The following is a 16,323-nucleotide window of genomic DNA, read 5'->3' as shown; positions in this document are numbered from 1 at the left end:
GCCGCCCCGAGACGGAGGGGTGGAATCGACGATGACGGTCGTCCGGGGTCTGCGCGAAGCGCTGCTGCTGTTCCTGATCGCCGCTGTTCTGGTCGGGGCCGCCGCAGCGGTCTGGGTGGCGGTCGACGGGGGTGACTACACCGGCCGACTGGGGATCGCGCTGATGGTGGTGGGCGCGCTGTTCGGAGTGACCGGCGACCTGACGCTGAGCCGGATCGGCATGCTCGGCCCGCGTGCCACCTTCGGGCTCGCGCCGGAGCGCGAGGAGGCCGGGGGCGGGCGGGTGCTCACCGGCGTCGGCATCTTCCTGTTCGTCGGGTTGCCGCTGATCCTGGTCGGCGTCCTCCTGGTCACCTGACCGGGCCCGCGGGCCGGGCAGATCGGTCCGCGTCGCGCCCTGCTCGTCTCCGGTCGATGACCGCGAGGAGCCCGCCGGCGTCGTACCCTCGTGGGCGTGGCCACGGCAGCGGAGGAGATCCAGGTGGGGGAGCGGCTGGTCCGCGTCTCCAGCCCCGACAAGCCGTACTTCCCCGAGCGCGGGCTGACCAAGCTGGACGTGGTCCGCTACTTCCTGGCGGTGGGTGACGGCATCCTGCGCGCGCTGCGGGACCGGCCGACCATGCTGGAACGCTGGCCGCGCGGCGTCTTCGAGGGCGCAACAATCGCCACCCGGCAGACCAACCGGGGTGACGCGTTCTATCAGAAGCGGCTGCCGGCGGGCGCGCCCGAGTGGGTGCGCACCGCGCACATCACCTTCCCCAGTGGCCGTACCGCCGACGAGGTCGCGCCGAGCGAGCTGGCCGTGGTGATCTGGGCGGCCAACCTGGGGACGCTGCGCTTTCATCCGTGGCCGGTGACCGCCGCCGACGTGGAGCGCCCCGACCAGCTGCGCATCGACCTCGACCCGATGCCCGGCGTCGAGTTCGCGCAGGTCGTGCCGGTGGCCCACGAGGTGCGGGCGTTCCTCGCCGAGCTGGGCATGACCGGTTACCCGAAGACCACCGGAGGCCGGGGGCTGCACGTCTACCTGTCGATCGAGCCGCGGTGGAGCTTCGGCGAGTGCCGGCGGGCGGTGCTCGCGCTGGGCCGGGAGATGCAGCGTCGCCTGCCGGAGCTGGTCACCACCACCTGGTGGCGCGAGCAGCGGGACAAGCCGGTCTTCGTCGACTACAACCAGATGGCCCGGGACCACACCGTGACGTCGGCGTACTCGATCCGGCCCACGCCGCAGGCTCTGGTGTCGGCGCCGCTGGACTGGGCGGAGCTGGACGACGCCCGCCCGGAGGACTTCGACGTGCTTTCCGTGCCGGCCCGGTTCGCGGAGCGGGGTGACCCACACGCCGGCCTGGACGGCGACCGGCACTCGCTGGAGCCGCTGCTGGAGCTGGCCGACCGGGAGGGGCTGGAGGCCTCGCCGGAGCGGCAAGGAAGGGTCCCCTATTAACGCCAGGCGTTAATAGGGGACCCTTCCTTGCACCTCACGCCCAGGGGCTGCCCGCCCCGTCGAACTCCTCGAAGACCAGCCAGGTGCGGGTGGACAGCACCCCCGGGATGCTCTGCACCCGGCCCAGCACGACGTCCCGCAGCGCGGCGTTGTCCGGTGCGCGGACCAGCGCGAGCACGTCGTGGTCGCCGCCGAGCAGCGCGGCGTGCTCGATGTAGCGCACCTGGGCCAGCTCCGCGGAAACCTCCCGCCAGGTGTTCTGCTCGATCGTCAGCGCGATGTACGCCGAGGTGCCCAGGCCGGCCGCCACGGGCGCCACCTGGGCCCGGAAACCGGTGATCACTCCGTCGCGGAGCAGTCGCTCCACCCGGGCGTACGCGTTGGTGCGGGAGATGTGGATTCGCTCGGCGAGGGTGCGCACCGAGGTCCGCCCGTCACGGACCAGCTCGTCGAGGATCCGCCGGTCCACCTCGTCCAGGGGTCGGGCCGATCGTCCCGATCCGGTCGCCCGGCCCGCCCCGTCGGTGGCTTCCTGGCTCACTGATGCGCCCTTTGCATGCCAACCGTCCCGCCTTCCACCTGGATCTTGAGTCAATCATCCGACAGGCGGAAGCATAGGCCCACCACACGTCCCAGGAGGTTCCGCCGTGACGACCACTCCCCAGGCGGTCCGCAGGGCATCCCCGCGCACCCGTCGGGCGGCCACCCCGCCCGACCCGGCGCGCCCGCTGCTGCCCGACGCCGAGCCCGTCCGCCTGCTCGACCCGAGCGGCACCCCGCTGCCCGCCCGCACCGACTACCCGGAGCCGCCCGTCGAGGCGCTGCGTGAGCTGTACCGCCGGATGGTGCTCGGCCGCCGGTTCGACACCCAGGCGACGGCGCTGACCAAGCAGGGCCGGCTCGCCGTCTACCCGTCCTCCCGGGGACAGGAGGCGTGCCAGGTCGCCGCGGTGCTCGCGGTCCGGCACACCGACTGGGTGTTCCCCACCTACCGCGAGTCGATGGCACTGGTCGCCCGGGGCATCGACCCGGTCGAGGTGCTCACCCTGCTGCGCGGCGACTGGCACTGCGGCTACGACCCGGCCGCGATGCGGACCGCACCGCAGTGCACGCCACTCGCCACCCAGTGCGTGCACGCTGCCGGGCTGGCGCACGGCGAGGTGTACCAGGGGCGCGACACGGTGGCGCTGGCCTTCATCGGCGACGGCGCGACCAGCGAGGGTGACTTCCACGAGGGGATCAACTTCGCCGCCGTGTTCAAGGCGCCGGTGGTCTACTTCGTCCAGAACAACCGGTACGCGATCAGCGTCCCGCTGTCCCGGCAGACCGCGGCGCCGTCGCTGGCCTACAAGGGCGTCGGTTACGGCGTGCCCAGCGAGCAGGTCGACGGCAACGACCCGGTCGCGGTGCTCGCCGTGCTCACCCGCGCGGTGGAGCACGCCCGCGCCGGCAAGGGGCCGTTCCTGGTGGAGGCGCACACCTACCGGATGGAGCCGCACACCAACGCCGACGACGCGACCCGCTACCGTGACGGCGCCGAGGTCGACGCCTGGCGGGACCGGGACCCGGTCACCCGGCTGGAGACCTACCTGCGCTCGCGCGGGGTGCTCGACGACGCGGCGGTCGCCGAGATCGCCGAGCAGGCCGAGGCGTACGCGGCGGACCTGCGGACCCGGATGAACGAGCAGCCCGCGGTCGACCCGCTGAGCCTCTTCGACCACGTCTACGCCGAGCCCACCCCGCAGCTGCTGGAGCAGCGCGAGCAGGTCCGCGCCGAGCTGGCCGCCGCGCACGACGAGGAGGGTGACGCCTGATGGCCACCACCATGGCGAAGGCCCTCAACACCGCGCTCGCCGACGCCCTCGCCGCCGACGAGCGGGTGGTCGTCTTCGGTGAGGACGTCGGCCAGCTCGGCGGCGTCTTCCGGATCACCGACGGCCTGCAGGCCCGGTTCGGCGAGAAGCGCTGCTTCGACACCCCCCTCGCCGAGGCCGGCATCGTCGGCTTCGCCGTCGGCCTGGCCATGTCCGGGTTGCGGCCGGTGGTCGAGATGCAGTTCGACGCGTTCGCGTACCCGGCCTTCGAGCAGATCGCCTCGCACGTGGCGAAGCTGCGCAACCGCACCAGGGGCGCGCTGAGCGTGCCGATCGTCATCCGGGTGCCGTACGCCGGCGGGATCGGCGGGGTGGAGCACCACTGCGACTCGTCCGAGGCGTACTACGCGCACACCCCGGGTCTGAAGGTCGTCACCCCGGCGACCGTGCAGGACGCGTACTCCCTGTTGCGGGAGGCGATCGAGGACCCGGACCCGGTGGTCTTCATGGAGCCCAAGAAGCTCTACTTCGCCAGCGCCGACGCGGAGCTGCCGGCGCGTACCGAACCGTTCGGCCGGGCGGTCGTGCGCCGGCCCGGGCGCGACGCCACCCTGGTGGCGTACGGGCCGGCGGTGCCGGTCGCGCTGGAGGCCGCCGACGCCGCCCGCGAGGAGGGCTGGGACCTGGAGGTGGTGGACGTGCGCACCATCGTGCCGTTCGACGACGCCACGATCACCGCCTCCGTCCGGCGCACCGGCCGGTGCGTGGTGATCCAGGAGGCGCCCGGGTTCGCCGGCGTCGGCGCGGAGATCGCCGCCCGGGTGCAGGAGCGCTGCTTCCACGCGCTGCACGCCCCGGTGCTGCGGGTGGCCGGGCTGGACATCCCGTACCCGGCGCCGATGCTGGAGCACACCCACCTGCCCGGGGTGGACCGGGTGCTCGACGCGGTGGCCCGGTTGCAGTGGGACGACCAGCCGGACCCGCGCTGGTCGATGCAGGGCAGCGCGGCATGACCACGGTCGAGCGGACGCAGGTCTTCCTCCTGCCCGACCTGGGCGAGGGGCTGAGCGAGGCGGAGATCGTCGAGTGGCGGGTCGCGGTCGGCGACGTGGTCACGGTCGACCAGAGCGTGGTCGAGGTGGAGACCGCCAAGGCGGTCGTCGACGTGCCCTGCCCGTACGCCGGGCGGGTGGTCACCCTGCACGGCGCGGCGGGTGAGGTCCGTCCGGTCGGCCAGCCGTTGATCACTATCGCGCCCCTGGACGGCGGTGCCGAGCCGGCCGGGCACGCCACCTACCGCGAGGAGGAGCGCGCGGGTTCCGGCAACGTGCTGATCGGGTACGGCACCGGGCACGGCGGGACGACCCGACGCCGACGCCGACCCCGGCTGGCGCTGGCCCCCGAGCCCACCGACGTCGCGTCCGGCGATGTCTCCGGTCCGGCCGCCGCGGGCAGCCCGGCGGGCCGCACCGAGGCGTCCTCCGGCGGCGCCCCGGCCGGCACGACCGCCCCGGCCGCCCTGGTCATCTCACCGATCGTCCGGCGGCTGGCCCGCGAGCGCGGGATCGACCTGGGCACGGTGCGGGGCACCGGGCCCGGCGGGGTGATCCGTCGCGCGGACGTGGAGGCGGCGCTGGCCGCGCCCGCCCCCCGGCTGGCGGCCGTGCCGGACGCGCACGCGACGGTGATCCCGGGCGGCGACGGCGATGTGATCGTCCCGCTCACCGGCGTCCGCAAGGCGATCGCCGACAAGCTCTCCCGCAGCCGGCGGGAGATCCCCGAGGTGACCATCTGGGTCGACGTGGACGCCACCGGGCTGCTGGAGACCCGGGCCGCGATCAACGCGGCGACGCCGGACGCGCCGGTGAGCATCCTGGCCCTGCTGGCCCGGATCTGCCTCTCCGGGCTGCGCAGGTTCCCGCAGCTCAACGCCCGGGTCGACACCGAGGCCCAGCGGATCGTCCAGTCCGCCGGGGTGCACCTGGGCATCGCCGCGCAGACCGACCGGGGCCTTCTGGTGCCGGTGCTGCGCGACGCCCAGCGGCTCACCACCGCCGAGCTGGCCGCGGAACTCGCGGCCACCACCGCGGCGGCGCGGGCGGGCACCCTTGCGTCGGCCCGGCTGACCGGTGGCACCTTCACCCTGAACAACTACGGGGTGTTCGGCGTGGACGGCTCCACGCCGATCATCAACCATCCCGAGGCGGCACTGCTCGGCGTGGGGCGGATCGTGGACAAGCCGTGGGTGGTGGACGGGCAGCTCGCCGTGCGCAAGGTGACCCAGCTCAGCCTCACCTTCGACCACCGGGTCTGCGACGGTGGGGTGGCCGGTGGCTTCCTGCGGCACGTCGCCGACTGCGTGGAGCGGCCGGCGCTGCTGATCGCCGCCGTCTGACCCGGCGTACCCCGGCCCCGGCGCTGCCCGTGCGGCGCCGGGGCCGGCGCACGCCCGGGGTTTCCCCAACGTGTCACCGGGAAGTCGGCCCCGCGGAGTGCACCGCCGCGTCGAAGGGAGCCGGTTCGTGGCGTACCAGGTACCCAACGCGTTCCGGGAGCGACGGCCCGCCTCGGCCGGCGCGCCGCTGCACTGCGACGCGCGGGAGTACGGGCTGTGCGGCGACGGCCGAACCAACGACCAGCCGGCGCTGGCTGCCCTCGTGGACCGGCTCGGCGACGGCTACGCGGCGGACGGGCGGGCCCGCGTCATCTACTGCCCACCGGGCATCTACTCGATCCGGGACGCCGGCACGGTGTGGCGCAGCGGCGTCTCGCTGGTCGGGGCCGGGCCGGCGGCGACCCGGTTCCTGCTCAGCAACGAGTGCAACCGGGTCGACCCGACCCCGTTGGCGTACTGGACCGTCCTGCAGCACGGCGCGGGCCGGGACCGGCACATCGCCGACTGCACCTTCGCCGACTTCGAGATCGACGGCTCCGGGGTGGCGATGGCCGAGTACAACTACCTGGCCAAGGGCCTCGGCCTCCAGTACGTGGTGCGCGGTGTCTTCCGCAACCTCTACATCCACCACACCGCGGCCACCGGGCTGGGGTGCGACTTCCTGCAGGACAGCCTGATCGACGGTGTGGTGGTGGTCGGCTGTGGCCGGCTGGACAACGGCGAGCAGATCGGCGGCGCGGGAATCGGCGTGGGCATCGGCGGCTGGGGCGCGGTGGAACGGCTGACCATCGTCAACTCCACCACCCTGGCCAACGGCACCAACGGGATCTTCCTGGAACTCCAGAAGGACTACTGGTCCCCGCCCCGGGGGTACCGCATCATCGGCTGCCACAGTCAGGGCAACCGGTTCGGCATCTCCGACTGGGGCGCGGACGGGCTGATCGTCTCCGCGTGCACGATGGCCGACAACCTGGAGGCCGGCTTCGACGTCTCGGCCGAGGGCACCGCGGGCGTGGCCGGTCGGGGTGGGCTGCTCACCGACTGCGTCATCGACGGCAACATCGGCGACGGGATCAGCATCGGCAACACCTCTGGCCCCTACACCATCCGGGGCAACCGGATCAGCGACAACGGCCGGAACGGCTACCACGGGCACGACCTCGGGCGCGGTTACCAGGGCCCGGCACGGGACGTGGTGATCGAGAGCAACGAGTTCTGGGGCAATGGACTGGACGCGGTCCGGGTCGACCATCCGATGGTCGACGCGGTACTGCTCAACAACCGGATCCGCAACAACGGCCGGCAGTTCGCGCAGGCGGCCGGCGGTGCTGGCGAGACGGTCCGCTACAGCGAGCGGTCCCTGGTGGACCGGGCGGCCGACTGGCCGCACGACGGGCACCGGGGCAAGGTGCTGCGGGTCGGACGATCCGTGGCGCTGGTCGCCTCGAACACCGGCGACGAGCTCACCCTCGCCCCGGTCCGCCCCGACGCCTTGAGCGCATGGAGCGGGGACATCCCGCCGCCGGGCTGCCGGTACGAGCTGTCCCCGGCGCCCGCGCGGCGGGCCGGCATCACCATCGACGCGGCGTGCGACTCGGCGACGATCCGGGGCAACCGGATCTGGGACAACCGTGAGAGCCGGACCCAGACCAACGGGTTGTGGATCACCGAGCGGGGCAGCTGCGTCGACTGCCGGGTCGAGGGGAACGACCTCGGCGGCAACGCCGACGAGGGGCTGCGGCTGGACACCCCGCCGGTGGGCGGCCGCTGGCGCGACAACCACGACGACAGCGACTGGGGCTGAGCGGCGGCGGCCGGAGTGCACCGGCCGCCGCCGTCGTCAGGACCGGTCAGCCGGCCAGACCGGCCACCGGGTCGGGATCCAGCACGACCGTCGCCGTGCCGGTCTGCGGCGGTACGCCCGGCTCGGTCGGCGCGTCGGTGTACTCCGCCACGAAGACTGCGGTGAGGTTGTCAGCACCGCCGTGCCCACCGTCGACGAAGGTGGCGATGGTGCCGGAGCACCCCGTCGCCGAGGAGAGCGGGTGCCCGTGCTCGTCATGGCCGAGGACGTAGGTGACCTTCACCCGGGAGCAGTCCACCGGCAGGTCATCGGTGACCTTCACCTGGTACGCGACCGTTTGCCCGAACTGGAAGGGTTGCCCGGCCACCGGGGCGACGAACTCGACGATCGGCGCGCGCGGCCCGACCAGCAGCGGCAGGGTCGCCGCGGCGGAGCGTCCGGTGCGGTCGGTGACCTTCAGCGTGGGGGTGTACGCGCCGTTCTCCTGGAAGGTCCAGGCCGGATTCGCCTCGGTGCTGTCCACCGAGCCGTCCGCGTTGAAGTCCCACGCGTAACGCAGCGCGTCACCGTCCGGGTCGGTGGTGCCCGCGCTGGAGAAGGTCACGGTCAGCGGCGCCTGACCGGCGGTCGGGTCCGCGCTGATCTTCGGGATCGGCGTCCGGTTGCCCCGGACGAAGTCGATCCGGGACAGCTGGGCGTCCGGGTTCTCGGCGAAGTAGCCGTCGCCGTACTCCAGCACGTAGAGCGCGCCGTCCGGGCCGAACTCCATGTCCATCGGGTTGTCCACCACCAGCGACGGCACCACCGGCCGGATGTCCTTCACGTCGCCGTCGGAGTCGAGGCGGAACTCCTTGATGTAGTCCCGGGTCCACTCGTAGAACAGCGGCACACCGTCGTAGTAGGCCGGCCACCGGGTCCGCGAGGTGCTGGTTCCGTCGTAGTCGTACGCCGGGCCGCCCATCGGGCCGATGCCGCCGGTGCCCAGCTGCGGGAACTCCCCGGCGGCGGCGGACGGGTACCAGACCTGTGGCTGCTCGACCGGCGGCAGCTGCCGCTTCCCGGTGTTGTGGGGTGAGTCGTTGACCGGGCGCTTGCAGTTGAACGTCGAACCGGACTCGCCGGTGGCGAAGTCGTAGTCGCGGTACGCGATGTCCGGTGTCACGCAGTACGGCCAGCCGTAGTTCGCCGGCTTGTCGATGAGCATCCACCGGCCGTGTCCGGCGGGCCCGCGCCCCGGGTTGGACGAGGACGCGTCCGGGGAGTAGTCGCCCAGGTAGACGTCATCGGTGCGCCGGTCGACGGCGAACCGGAACGCGTTGCGCAGCCCCATCGCGTAGATCTCCGGGCGGGTCTGTGCCGTACCCGGCTTGAACAGGTTGCCGGCCGGCACCTTGTAGCCGCCGCCGGGTTGCACCCGGATGCGCAGCAGCTTGCCGCGCAGGTCGTTCGTGTTGGCCGAGGTGCGCTGGGCGTCGAACGCCGGGTTCCGGTCGGCCCGCTCGTCGATCGGGATGTAACCGTCGGAGAAGAACGGGTTCGTGTCGTCACCGGTCGACAGGTACAGGTTGCCCTTGCTGTCGAAGTCGATCTGACCGCCGACGTGGCAGCAGATGCCCCGGTCGGTGGGCACGTCGATGATCTGCTGCTCGGTGCCGAGGTTCAGCTTCATCCCGTCCAGCTTGAACCGGGACAGCCGCAGTGCCCCCCGGAACCGCTGCCAGTCCGCCTCGGTGCCGACCAGCGGCGCGTCCCCCTCGTTGACGTCGGGGGTGGCCGGGTCGTCCACCGGGGTGTTCAGCGGCGGCGAGTAGTAGAGGTAGACCCATTTGTTCTGGGCGAAGTTCGGGTCGATGGCGACCCCCTGCAGCCCCTCCTCATCGTGCTCGTACACCGGGATGTCGGCGGCGAGGGTGTTCAGCCCGGTGCGCGGGTCGTGGATGCGGACCTCGCCGGTGCGGGAGGTGTGCAGCACCCGCAGGTCGGGCAGGACGGCGAGGCTCATCGGCTCGCCCGGGAAGTCGTTCAGTGTCACCTTCTGGAAGCTGCTGTCCGGTGGCGCCGCGGCCGGCGCGGGCGCGGCGGCCGCCGGTGGCGCGGCCAGGCCGGCCGTCACCAGCAGCAGGGCGGACACGAATGCGGTCCTGTTCATCAGGTCGTCCCCCGAGGTGGTCGTCAGTACCGGAGTGAGGCGAGATAGTCGAAGCCGACCCGGGCGGTGTCCAGGGCGTCGGCGGGCGCGCGCGGCGGGGTGCCCGCGTCGTCGCGTTCCACGATGTACTCCTCGATGCCCGCCTCCCGTTCGTGGGCGAAGATCCGTCCGAAGTCGATGACGCCGTCGCCGAGGTCGGCGAAGCCACCCTCGACGTCGAGGTCCTTGACGTGCACCTGGCGGATCCGGCCGCGGTTGGCCCGGATCACGTCGACCGGGTCGTGTGCGCCCCGCCAGGTCCAGTAGAGGTCGAGTTCGAAGTGGACCAGTCGCGGGTCCGTCTGCCGGGTGAGGATGTCGAAGCCGGTCGACCCGTCGGTCAGCGGCACGAACTCCAGTTGGTGGTTGTGGTAGCCGAAGTCCAGCCCGGCGCGCTCGGCGAGCCGGCCGGCCTGGTTCAGATCCCGGGCGAGGGCACGGTAGACGGCGGGGTCCCGGATCGGGCGCCCCTCTGGGTCGCGACCGAAGTACGGGTGGACGATCTTCTTGCAGCCCAGGATGTTCGCGTCCGCGAGGGCGCGTTCCCAGGTGGCGGCGTCGAACGGCTGCGGGATGCCGGTGTGCCCGGAGGTGGACCGCAGCCCCGCCTCGTCCAGCGCGGCCCGGAACTGCGCCGCGGTACGCCCGACGAAGCCGGCGTGCTCCACTCGCCGGTAGCCGATCCGCCGCAGTGCGGTCAGGGTGCCGGGCAGGTCGGCGGCGAGTTGGTCGCGCACCGTGTAGAGCTGGATGCTGATCCGGTCCACCGGCACCCGGCGCCGACCGTGGGTATGTCCGGCCGGCGTGGCGGCGGCCGGGCCGGCGAGCAGGCCGGCGGTGCCGAGGGCGGCGGCGGAGACGGTCGCGGCGCGGAGCAGGCCCCGCCGGCTGACCGGCTCGGAGGCCGGTGCCGACTCCGGTCCGTTGGTCTGTTGATCCATGGTGGTGGTCCCTTCCTGACGGCTGGCACGCCGTCGGCGGAGGTCGACCGGCTGCCGCCTCCGGGCGCGCCGAACCGGCCGGATCGGGGATCCGGCGGGACGATGACGGACGGCGCGCGGGTGCGGCCCGGACCTGTCGGGAGCAGAACACGGCGACCCGGCGGGTGGCGGCGAGGCGATCGACGAATGGGCAACCTTCTATCTGATTCGCGACCTTACCCTTGCCTCCGGACGAAGGCAAAGCTTCGTCTCGATCAGCAGAAGTTTCGCTCCAGGCGACAAAAGTCCATCCTCGTGATGCGTCACCTGCCCTGACCTCGTCCTCCCTGCGCCGACGCCACCCCGGCGCAGTCGGGTGCCGTACGGCCGGATCCCTGCCCGTCGGGTCAGGGACGAAAGCCCGCGCAACGATGGCAGAACGTGCAAGATCGTGGTGGTCGGGGTCGGACGGGACGACCCGGGTCGGGTCGGCCGGAGTCGGTCGGTGTCGCTCAGACCGGGCCGGTCATGCCTTTGTTTCGCCAATTGGCTCAGCGCCGGAAAATGCGCCGATAAATGGGCCGCCGATTATTTCCGAATGGGATGGGCACGCCGATCGAGGCGGCGAGAATATGGCGGAGGGAAGCCGAAAACGGGGGGACTGAAACATGACGTTGAGGCGGCGATTGACGCTGTTGGCGGTAACCATCGCAGCCGTACCACTGGTTGTGGGAGGGTGCACCGCGGATCGGGACGCGTCGGGCAAGCGGCACGCCGCTCCGCCGGAGCTCACGGTGACGCCGGGCGACAAGGCGCGGGAGGTGCCGGTCAGCGCCGAGGTGGGCACCGTGGTCAAGGGCGGACGGGTCACCGGTGTGCGGCTCACGGACGACAAGGGGAAGCAGATCGCGGCCGAGCCCCGTGAGGACGGCTCCGGCTGGGTGCCGAGCGCGCCGTTGCAACCGAAGCGGACGTACACCGCCGAGGTGACCGCGACCGGCGACTCGGGCGCCACGACGACCCGAACCACCACGTTCAGCACGATGGCCAAATCCACCAAACCGCAGATCACCAGCACGCTCTATTTCGTCGGCAACCGGACGTACGGCACGGCGATGCCGGTAACCGTGGCGTTCGACCCGGGAATTCCGAAAGAGGCCAGAGCGGACGTGCAGCGACGGTTGTTCGTGAAGACCAATCCGCCGCAGCCCGGTGCCTGGTCGTGGCTGGAGGACGGGACTCAGGCCTATTACCGGGCGCCCGATTTCTGGCGTCCGGGGACGACGATCAGCGTCCGGGCCGGTCTGCAGGGCCTGCCGATCGGCAAGGACCGGGTCGGCGACGCCGAGCGGACCGCGACCTCGAAGATCGGACGGCAGGTCGCGCTGGAGATCGACAACGACACCAAGCAGATGACCGTGTTGCGCGACGGCAAGCAGGTCCGCCGGATCCCGGTCAGCCTGGGCAAGGCGAGTACACCCACCTCGAGCGGCAAGATGGTGATCATGGAGAAGCACGAGCGGACCACGTTCGACACCCGGGGTGAGCCGGACGGCGGCTACGTGGTCGACGTCGATGACGCCCAGCGACTCACCTGGGGCGGCGAGTTCATCCACTCGGCCCCCTGGTCGGAGGGCGACCAGGGCAGCACCAACGTCTCGCACGGGTGCACGAACGTCGCCGCCACCGCGGCGGACTGGTTGATGGGAGTGACCCAGGTCGGTGACCTGGTCACCGTGAAGGGCACCGAGGTGCAGTTGCAGGCCGGCAACGGCTGGACGGCGTGGAACGTGAGCTGGGACGAGTTCGTCCGGGGCAGCGCCCTGCCGGTGCCGCCCGGGCTGCGGCCGGCGCCAGTGCCCCCGGCGCACCCGGGAGCGGTGGCCGGCGGGTCACCCGCACCCGCGCCCTCGGTCAGCGGCCGCTGACACACCGCCGACGGCCCCCGGGTCGGCCCGCCATTGCGGCGGGCCGACCCGGACCCGGTGCGGGAACCCCGGGGACACGTCGCCGGCGGGTGCCGGCACCGGGGACGATGCCGGCCCGGGCGTTCAGGCCAGCGGTACCCGTGCCACCCCGGGCCCGATCAGGCTGCCCAGCCAGAGCTGGTCGCCGTGCTGGCGTACCCCGGTGATCATCCAGTAGTGCCCGGTCGGGCCGTGCAGCGTCCGGCGGACCGTGCCCGCGCCGTCGACCAGCGCGACCAGCCCGTAGCGGCGCGGCTGCGGCTGCATCGCATCGGGCAGCAGGGCGGCGAGCTGGCGCAGTCGCGGGTGCGGCAGCAGCCGCTCGGCGATCGGCACCCGCGGGCTGGGCAGCGCGATCCAGTACGTTCCGTCGCCCACCGCGGAGAGATTGTCCGGATAGGCGGGCAGGTCGGCGAGCACCCGCACCCCGCCGCCCAGCTCGACGCGGAGCAGCCGGTGGGTGGTGGTCTCCACCAGCATCAGCGCCGACTCGTCGGGGGTCAGTGCGATGCCGTTGGGGAAGTACAGCCCCTCGGCCACGACCTCGGTGCGCCCGCTGGCCGGGTCGTGCGCGAGCACCCGGCCGTTGGGGCGGTGCTCCAGCAGGTCCCGCTTCCAGTGTGAGACCGGGAACCGGTCGGAGGAGTCGGTGAAGAAGATGGTGCCGTCGCGGGCCACCGTCGCGTTGTTGGCCAGGTGCACCGGGGGCGCGGTGCCGGTCAGCTCGCGTACCGCTCCGTCGGGCGTGACCCGCAGCAACCCCCGGTACGCGTCGCAGACGATCAGCGCCGCACCGGACCGGTCCAGCTCGATGCCGAGCGGCCGGCCGCCGGTCTCGGCCAGCAGGCGGGGTCGGGTGCCGGGCGGCGCGTCGGCCGGCCACCACCAGAGTCGGCCGTCCTCGTCCCCACTGATCACCCGGCCGGTCGGGTCGACCAGCACGTCCTCCGGACCGACGGCACCGTCGGGCAGGGGCAGGAGGTCGACCTGGTCGAGCCGGCGGTCGGTGGCCGCCCAGGCCCCGGTGAGCGGGGGAGGGACGGTGGCCTGCTCGCGGACGGGCCGGATGAGCCGGGGTGGCCGGGGCCGGGGGATCAGCATCGGTCCATTCTCCACCGCCGATGCCGGCCGGGCCGGCTCACCACCGCGGCGCGGCGCGGGGGAGGTCGAGCAGACGGCGTCCGGCTCCCGGTGGTCGGCGCGTGCGTCGAGCGGCGAGGCCGATGTTGCCCGTCGTGTCGGGCGCGGGGCCGGGGGGACCCCTGGCCTCCGCCGTAAGGGGGATCGGGGTGGCCTCGGGGTCTGACCCTGGACGTACCCGGAATCACTCCGTGGAGGGGCGAAACTGTCGGGGGTGGGGGCTAGATTTCTGGGCATGGGTGAGGGCAGCGACCGGTTCGACGTGCAGGTCAGCGTGGGTGATCAGGTGGTCCTGGTGCGGGTGACCGGCGAGGTCGACATCGCCACGGTGGCCGCGTTCCGCTCCGCCCTGTGGGCCGCACCGGCCCGCCCGGTGCTCCAGCTGGACCTGTCCGAGCTGCGACTGCTCTCCGCCGCGGGGGTGCGCGCGCTGCTCGCCGCGCATCTGCGGGTCCGGGCCCGTGGCGGCCAGCTGGTCCTGGTCGATCCGACCCCGGTGGTGGCCCGGGTGCTGCGCGCCACCGCCCTGCACCGGGTGATGCCGATCCTGGAGCCGGCCCGAGTGGTCGAGGCCGCGCGTCGCCCGGAGGTCGAGGCCGCGCACCTGGTGCTGGCCGCCTGACCATCGCCCTCCGCCCGGCGGCGGGGGCCGCCGGCCGAACCGGCGACCCCCCTGAAGGACCGATCAGCGCACGCCGAGCAGGTCGACGACGAAGACCAGCGTCTCGCCCGGCTTGATGGCGCCGGCCGCGCCGCGGTCGCCGTACCCCAGGTGTGGCGGGATGGTGAGGCGGCGCCGGCCGCCGACGCGCATGCCGACAACGCCCTGGTCCCAGCCGGCGATGACCTGGCCGCCGCCGAGCGGGAACTCGAACGCCTCGCCCCGGTTCCAGGACGAGTCGAACTCGCCACCGGTGGAGTGCGACACGCCGACGTAGTGCACGCTGGCCAGCTGGCCCGGCTGGGCCTGCGGGCCCTCGCCCACGGTGACGTCCTCGATCACGAGGTCGGCCGGCGGCGCACCCTCGATCGGACCCACCTCGGGCTTGCCCGATCGGGCGCCTGCTGCCTGGTTCATGCGTGGAACTCCTGCCATTTGGGTGATGTGTCCGGTCACCGTCGATCCTGCCGGATCGCACCCCACCGATGTGCGGCGGACCCGCCAACGGCGTGGCGACACCCGGCGGATCCATGATCCATCGGGTGCCGGGCGGACCGCACGACTCGGCGGGCGTCACCGGTGGTGACGCCCGCCGTGGGGATGGTGCGGTGTGGATCAGCGGAGCCAGCGCATCCGCCGGACGATCGGCTGCCGCGCCCAGACCCGGCCGAGGCCCCAGGTGTCACCGGCGTTGACCAGCGCCAGCACCGCCAGCACCGCGGCGTAGATCAGGTGGTCGTCAATGAAGGGGTTGTTCTCCGGAGGCAGGACGGCGGTCCACATCAGCACCAGGAGGAGCCCGCCGGCCACGGCGGCGACCCGCATGCCGATGCCGAGCAGCAGGGCGACGCCGATCCCCGCGAGGCCGGCCATGAACAGCCAGTCCGCCCAGGCGGCCCCGGCGATCCCGGCGTAGACGTCCTTGAAGGGACCGGCGACCCCGAAGGTGAGGAAACCCTTGGTCGGGCTGCCTCCGTTGATCCAGGCGTTCTTCGACTCGGTGGCCAACCCGAGGCCGAACAGCTTGTCGACGAACGCCCAGAGGAAGATCCAGCCGAGCGCCAGCCGGATGCCGGCCAGGATGTACCGGACGGCGCTCTCGCGGGGGGTGCCCGCCGTCGGAGCGGTGGTCTCGGCGCTGATCCGCTCGATCGTCGCGGCCATGGTCTCCACGTCCCTTCTCTGCTTCGCACCGCGCTTCCCCGGTGGCATCTCCATTGGACGCCGGTCGTGCCGTCGCCGGCAGGGCCGACGGACCCGCAACCGCTCGGGACCTTCGACCCCTGCGGCGTGGCCCGGAGGCCCTGACCGCGGCGGGTGTCCGGCCGTAACGTCCGAGGTGGACGACGAGAGGGAGGCCGTGATGAGGACCTGGCAGGTGGGTGACGTGATGACCCGGGAGGTCGCGACCGTGGTGGCCGAGACCCCGTACCGGGAGATCGTGGACGTGCTGGTGCGTCACGGGGTCAGCGCGGTGCCGGTGGTCGACGGGTTCCGCCGGGTGCTGGGCGTGGTGTCCGAGGCCGACCTGCTGCACCGGATCGAGCGCGCTGGCGAGCCGGCGCAGCGGCGGGTCTTCGAGAGCCGTCGCCGACGTGACGGGATCGTCAGTCGCGCCGACCTGCTGCGGGTGCATCTGCGCTCGGACGCCGAGATCCGCGAGGACGTGGTGCAGGAGGTGCTCCGCCGGGTGCTCGCCGTGCGGGACGGCCTGGTCACCGTCGAGGTCCGCCACGGCGAGGTCACCCTGGCCGGACGGCTGGACCGCCGCTCCGCAGTCGACCTCGCCGGGCGGCTCGCCGCCCAGGTGAGCGGCGTGGTTCAGGTGACCAACACGATCGGCTACGAGGCGGACGACACCGCCTTCGATCCGGCGCAGGTGACGCCGGTCGCCTGAGCACCGTCGCCAACCCGGCTGGCGCGTGCCGACTTCGCCGGAGCGCCGCCGGGGGATCGGCCGCTCGCCTAGGCTCGGGAGCGGCCGTCCGGC

15 protein-coding genes are annotated in these 16,323 nt (G+C 72.8%); 9 read left to right on the top strand and 6 right to left on the bottom strand.

What is annotated here, in order from left to right; translation table 11 throughout:
* The first annotated feature begins 31 nt into the window (after window positions 1-31).
* Together ABZU69_RS00340 and ABZU69_RS00335 are read left to right on the top strand one after the other, a co-directional pair.
* On the top strand, window positions 32-358 hold the full coding sequence (locus ABZU69_RS00340; protein WP_354962239.1) for a hypothetical protein: 327 nt from the start codon (window positions 32-34) through the stop codon (window positions 356-358).
* Window positions 359-454: 96 nt separating this feature from the next.
* Complete coding sequence (locus tag ABZU69_RS00335) at window positions 455-1,444, top strand: DNA primase small subunit domain-containing protein (RefSeq protein ID WP_354962238.1); 990 nt, start codon at window positions 455-457, stop codon at window positions 1,442-1,444.
* 34 nt (window positions 1,445-1,478) lie between these two features.
* Here ABZU69_RS00335 and ABZU69_RS00330 read toward each other — a convergent pair whose 3' ends face one another.
* On the bottom strand, window positions 1,479-1,985 hold the full coding sequence (locus ABZU69_RS00330; RefSeq protein ID WP_354962237.1) for an Lrp/AsnC family transcriptional regulator: 507 nt from the start codon (window positions 1,983-1,985) through the stop codon (window positions 1,479-1,481).
* Between the two features lie 106 nt (window positions 1,986-2,091).
* Between ABZU69_RS00330 and pdhA the strand changes: the two genes are divergently transcribed.
* From pdhA to ABZU69_RS00310, 4 genes are all read left to right on the top strand, one after another.
* Window positions 2,092-3,258, top strand: coding sequence for a pyruvate dehydrogenase (acetyl-transferring) E1 component subunit alpha (gene pdhA / locus ABZU69_RS00325; RefSeq protein ID WP_354962236.1), 1,167 nt, complete (start codon window positions 2,092-2,094; stop codon window positions 3,256-3,258).
* Window positions 3,255-4,271, top strand: coding sequence for an alpha-ketoacid dehydrogenase subunit beta (locus ABZU69_RS00320; RefSeq protein ID WP_354962577.1), 1,017 nt, complete (start codon window positions 3,255-3,257; stop codon window positions 4,269-4,271). The genes pdhA and ABZU69_RS00320 overlap by 4 nt, the downstream gene beginning before the upstream one ends.
* A complete protein-coding gene (locus ABZU69_RS00315; RefSeq protein WP_354962235.1) occupies window positions 4,268-5,653 on the top strand; it encodes a dihydrolipoamide acetyltransferase family protein in 1,386 nt (461 codons plus the stop codon). The genes ABZU69_RS00320 and ABZU69_RS00315 overlap by 4 nt, the downstream gene beginning before the upstream one ends.
* A gap of 127 nt (window positions 5,654-5,780) precedes the next feature.
* On the top strand, window positions 5,781-7,457 hold the full coding sequence (locus tag ABZU69_RS00310) for a right-handed parallel beta-helix repeat-containing protein (RefSeq protein ID WP_354962234.1): 1,677 nt from the start codon (window positions 5,781-5,783) through the stop codon (window positions 7,455-7,457).
* 46 nt (window positions 7,458-7,503) lie between these two features.
* Here ABZU69_RS00310 and ABZU69_RS00305 read toward each other — a convergent pair whose 3' ends face one another.
* Both ABZU69_RS00305 and ABZU69_RS00300 read right to left on the bottom strand, forming a co-directional pair.
* On the bottom strand, window positions 7,504-9,606 hold the full coding sequence (locus ABZU69_RS00305; RefSeq protein ID WP_354962233.1) for a PQQ-dependent sugar dehydrogenase: 2,103 nt from the start codon (window positions 9,604-9,606) through the stop codon (window positions 7,504-7,506).
* Window positions 9,607-9,629: 23 nt separating this feature from the next.
* Window positions 9,630-10,586: a sugar phosphate isomerase/epimerase gene (locus ABZU69_RS00300; protein ID WP_354962232.1), complete on the bottom strand. Its 957-nt coding sequence runs from the start codon at window positions 10,584-10,586 to the stop codon at window positions 9,630-9,632.
* A gap of 647 nt (window positions 10,587-11,233) precedes the next feature.
* Between ABZU69_RS00300 and ABZU69_RS00295 the strand changes: the two genes are divergently transcribed.
* Window positions 11,234-12,493 carry an Ig-like domain-containing protein gene (locus ABZU69_RS00295; protein ID WP_354962231.1) on the top strand — a complete coding sequence of 420 codons (1,260 nt, stop codon included), beginning with the start codon at window positions 11,234-11,236 and terminating at the stop codon, window positions 12,491-12,493.
* 123 nt (window positions 12,494-12,616) lie between these two features.
* On the opposite strand, the gene ABZU69_RS00290 is transcribed toward ABZU69_RS00295, so the two are convergent.
* Window positions 12,617-13,633: an SMP-30/gluconolactonase/LRE family protein gene (locus ABZU69_RS00290; RefSeq protein ID WP_354962230.1), complete on the bottom strand. Its 1,017-nt coding sequence runs from the start codon at window positions 13,631-13,633 to the stop codon at window positions 12,617-12,619.
* A gap of 274 nt (window positions 13,634-13,907) precedes the next feature.
* Between ABZU69_RS00290 and ABZU69_RS00285 the strand changes: the two genes are divergently transcribed.
* Window positions 13,908-14,294, top strand: coding sequence for an STAS domain-containing protein (locus tag ABZU69_RS00285; RefSeq protein ID WP_354962229.1), 387 nt, complete (start codon window positions 13,908-13,910; stop codon window positions 14,292-14,294).
* Window positions 14,295-14,357: 63 nt separating this feature from the next.
* On the opposite strand, the gene ABZU69_RS00280 is transcribed toward ABZU69_RS00285, so the two are convergent.
* Together ABZU69_RS00280 and ABZU69_RS00275 are read right to left on the bottom strand one after the other, a co-directional pair.
* Entirely contained in the window at window positions 14,358-14,750 is a 393-nt protein-coding gene (locus ABZU69_RS00280) for an FKBP-type peptidyl-prolyl cis-trans isomerase (RefSeq protein WP_354962228.1), read from the bottom strand.
* A 198-nt stretch (window positions 14,751-14,948) separates the two neighbouring features.
* Window positions 14,949-15,506: a hypothetical protein gene (locus ABZU69_RS00275; RefSeq protein ID WP_354962227.1), complete on the bottom strand. Its 558-nt coding sequence runs from the start codon at window positions 15,504-15,506 to the stop codon at window positions 14,949-14,951.
* A gap of 190 nt (window positions 15,507-15,696) precedes the next feature.
* Here ABZU69_RS00275 and ABZU69_RS00270 point away from each other — a divergent pair, with 190 nt between their 5' ends.
* Window positions 15,697-16,230 carry a CBS domain-containing protein gene (locus tag ABZU69_RS00270; RefSeq protein WP_354962226.1) on the top strand — a complete coding sequence of 178 codons (534 nt, stop codon included), beginning with the start codon at window positions 15,697-15,699 and terminating at the stop codon, window positions 16,228-16,230.
* The last annotated feature ends 93 nt before the right edge of the window (window positions 16,231-16,323 follow it).

Origin of the sequence: Micromonospora sp. NPDC005206, assembly GCF_040608175.1 — a bacterium.
Classification (GTDB): Bacteria; Actinomycetota; Actinomycetes; order Mycobacteriales; family Micromonosporaceae; genus Micromonospora.
Note: the sequence above shows the minus strand (reverse complement) of the source record. Positions and strands in the feature narration are given on the sequence as shown.

What these genes read in the sequence shown, in the direction of transcription:
- ABZU69_RS00340 (WP_354962239.1), top strand. Translation starts at nt 32, where the DNA reads ATGACGGTCGTCCGGGGTCTGCGCGAAGCGCTGCTGCTGTTCCTGATC.
- ABZU69_RS00315 (WP_354962235.1), top strand. Translation starts at nt 4,268, where the DNA reads ATGACCACGGTCGAGCGGACGCAGGTCTTCCTCCTGCCCGACCTGGGC.
- ABZU69_RS00305 (WP_354962233.1), bottom strand. Translation starts at nt 9,606, where the DNA reads ATGAACAGGACCGCATTCGTGTCCGCCCTGCTGCTGGTGACGGCCGGC.
- ABZU69_RS00300 (WP_354962232.1), bottom strand. Translation starts at nt 10,586, where the DNA reads ATGGATCAACAGACCAACGGACCGGAGTCGGCACCGGCCTCCGAGCCG.
- ABZU69_RS00295 (WP_354962231.1), top strand. Translation starts at nt 11,234, where the DNA reads ATGACGTTGAGGCGGCGATTGACGCTGTTGGCGGTAACCATCGCAGCC.
- ABZU69_RS00290 (WP_354962230.1), bottom strand. Translation starts at nt 13,633, where the DNA reads ATGCTGATCCCCCGGCCCCGGCCACCCCGGCTCATCCGGCCCGTCCGC.
- ABZU69_RS00285 (WP_354962229.1), top strand. Translation starts at nt 13,908, where the DNA reads ATGGGTGAGGGCAGCGACCGGTTCGACGTGCAGGTCAGCGTGGGTGAT.
- ABZU69_RS00280 (WP_354962228.1), bottom strand. Translation starts at nt 14,750, where the DNA reads ATGAACCAGGCAGCAGGCGCCCGATCGGGCAAGCCCGAGGTGGGTCCG.
- ABZU69_RS00270 (WP_354962226.1), top strand. Translation starts at nt 15,697, where the DNA reads ATGAGGACCTGGCAGGTGGGTGACGTGATGACCCGGGAGGTCGCGACC.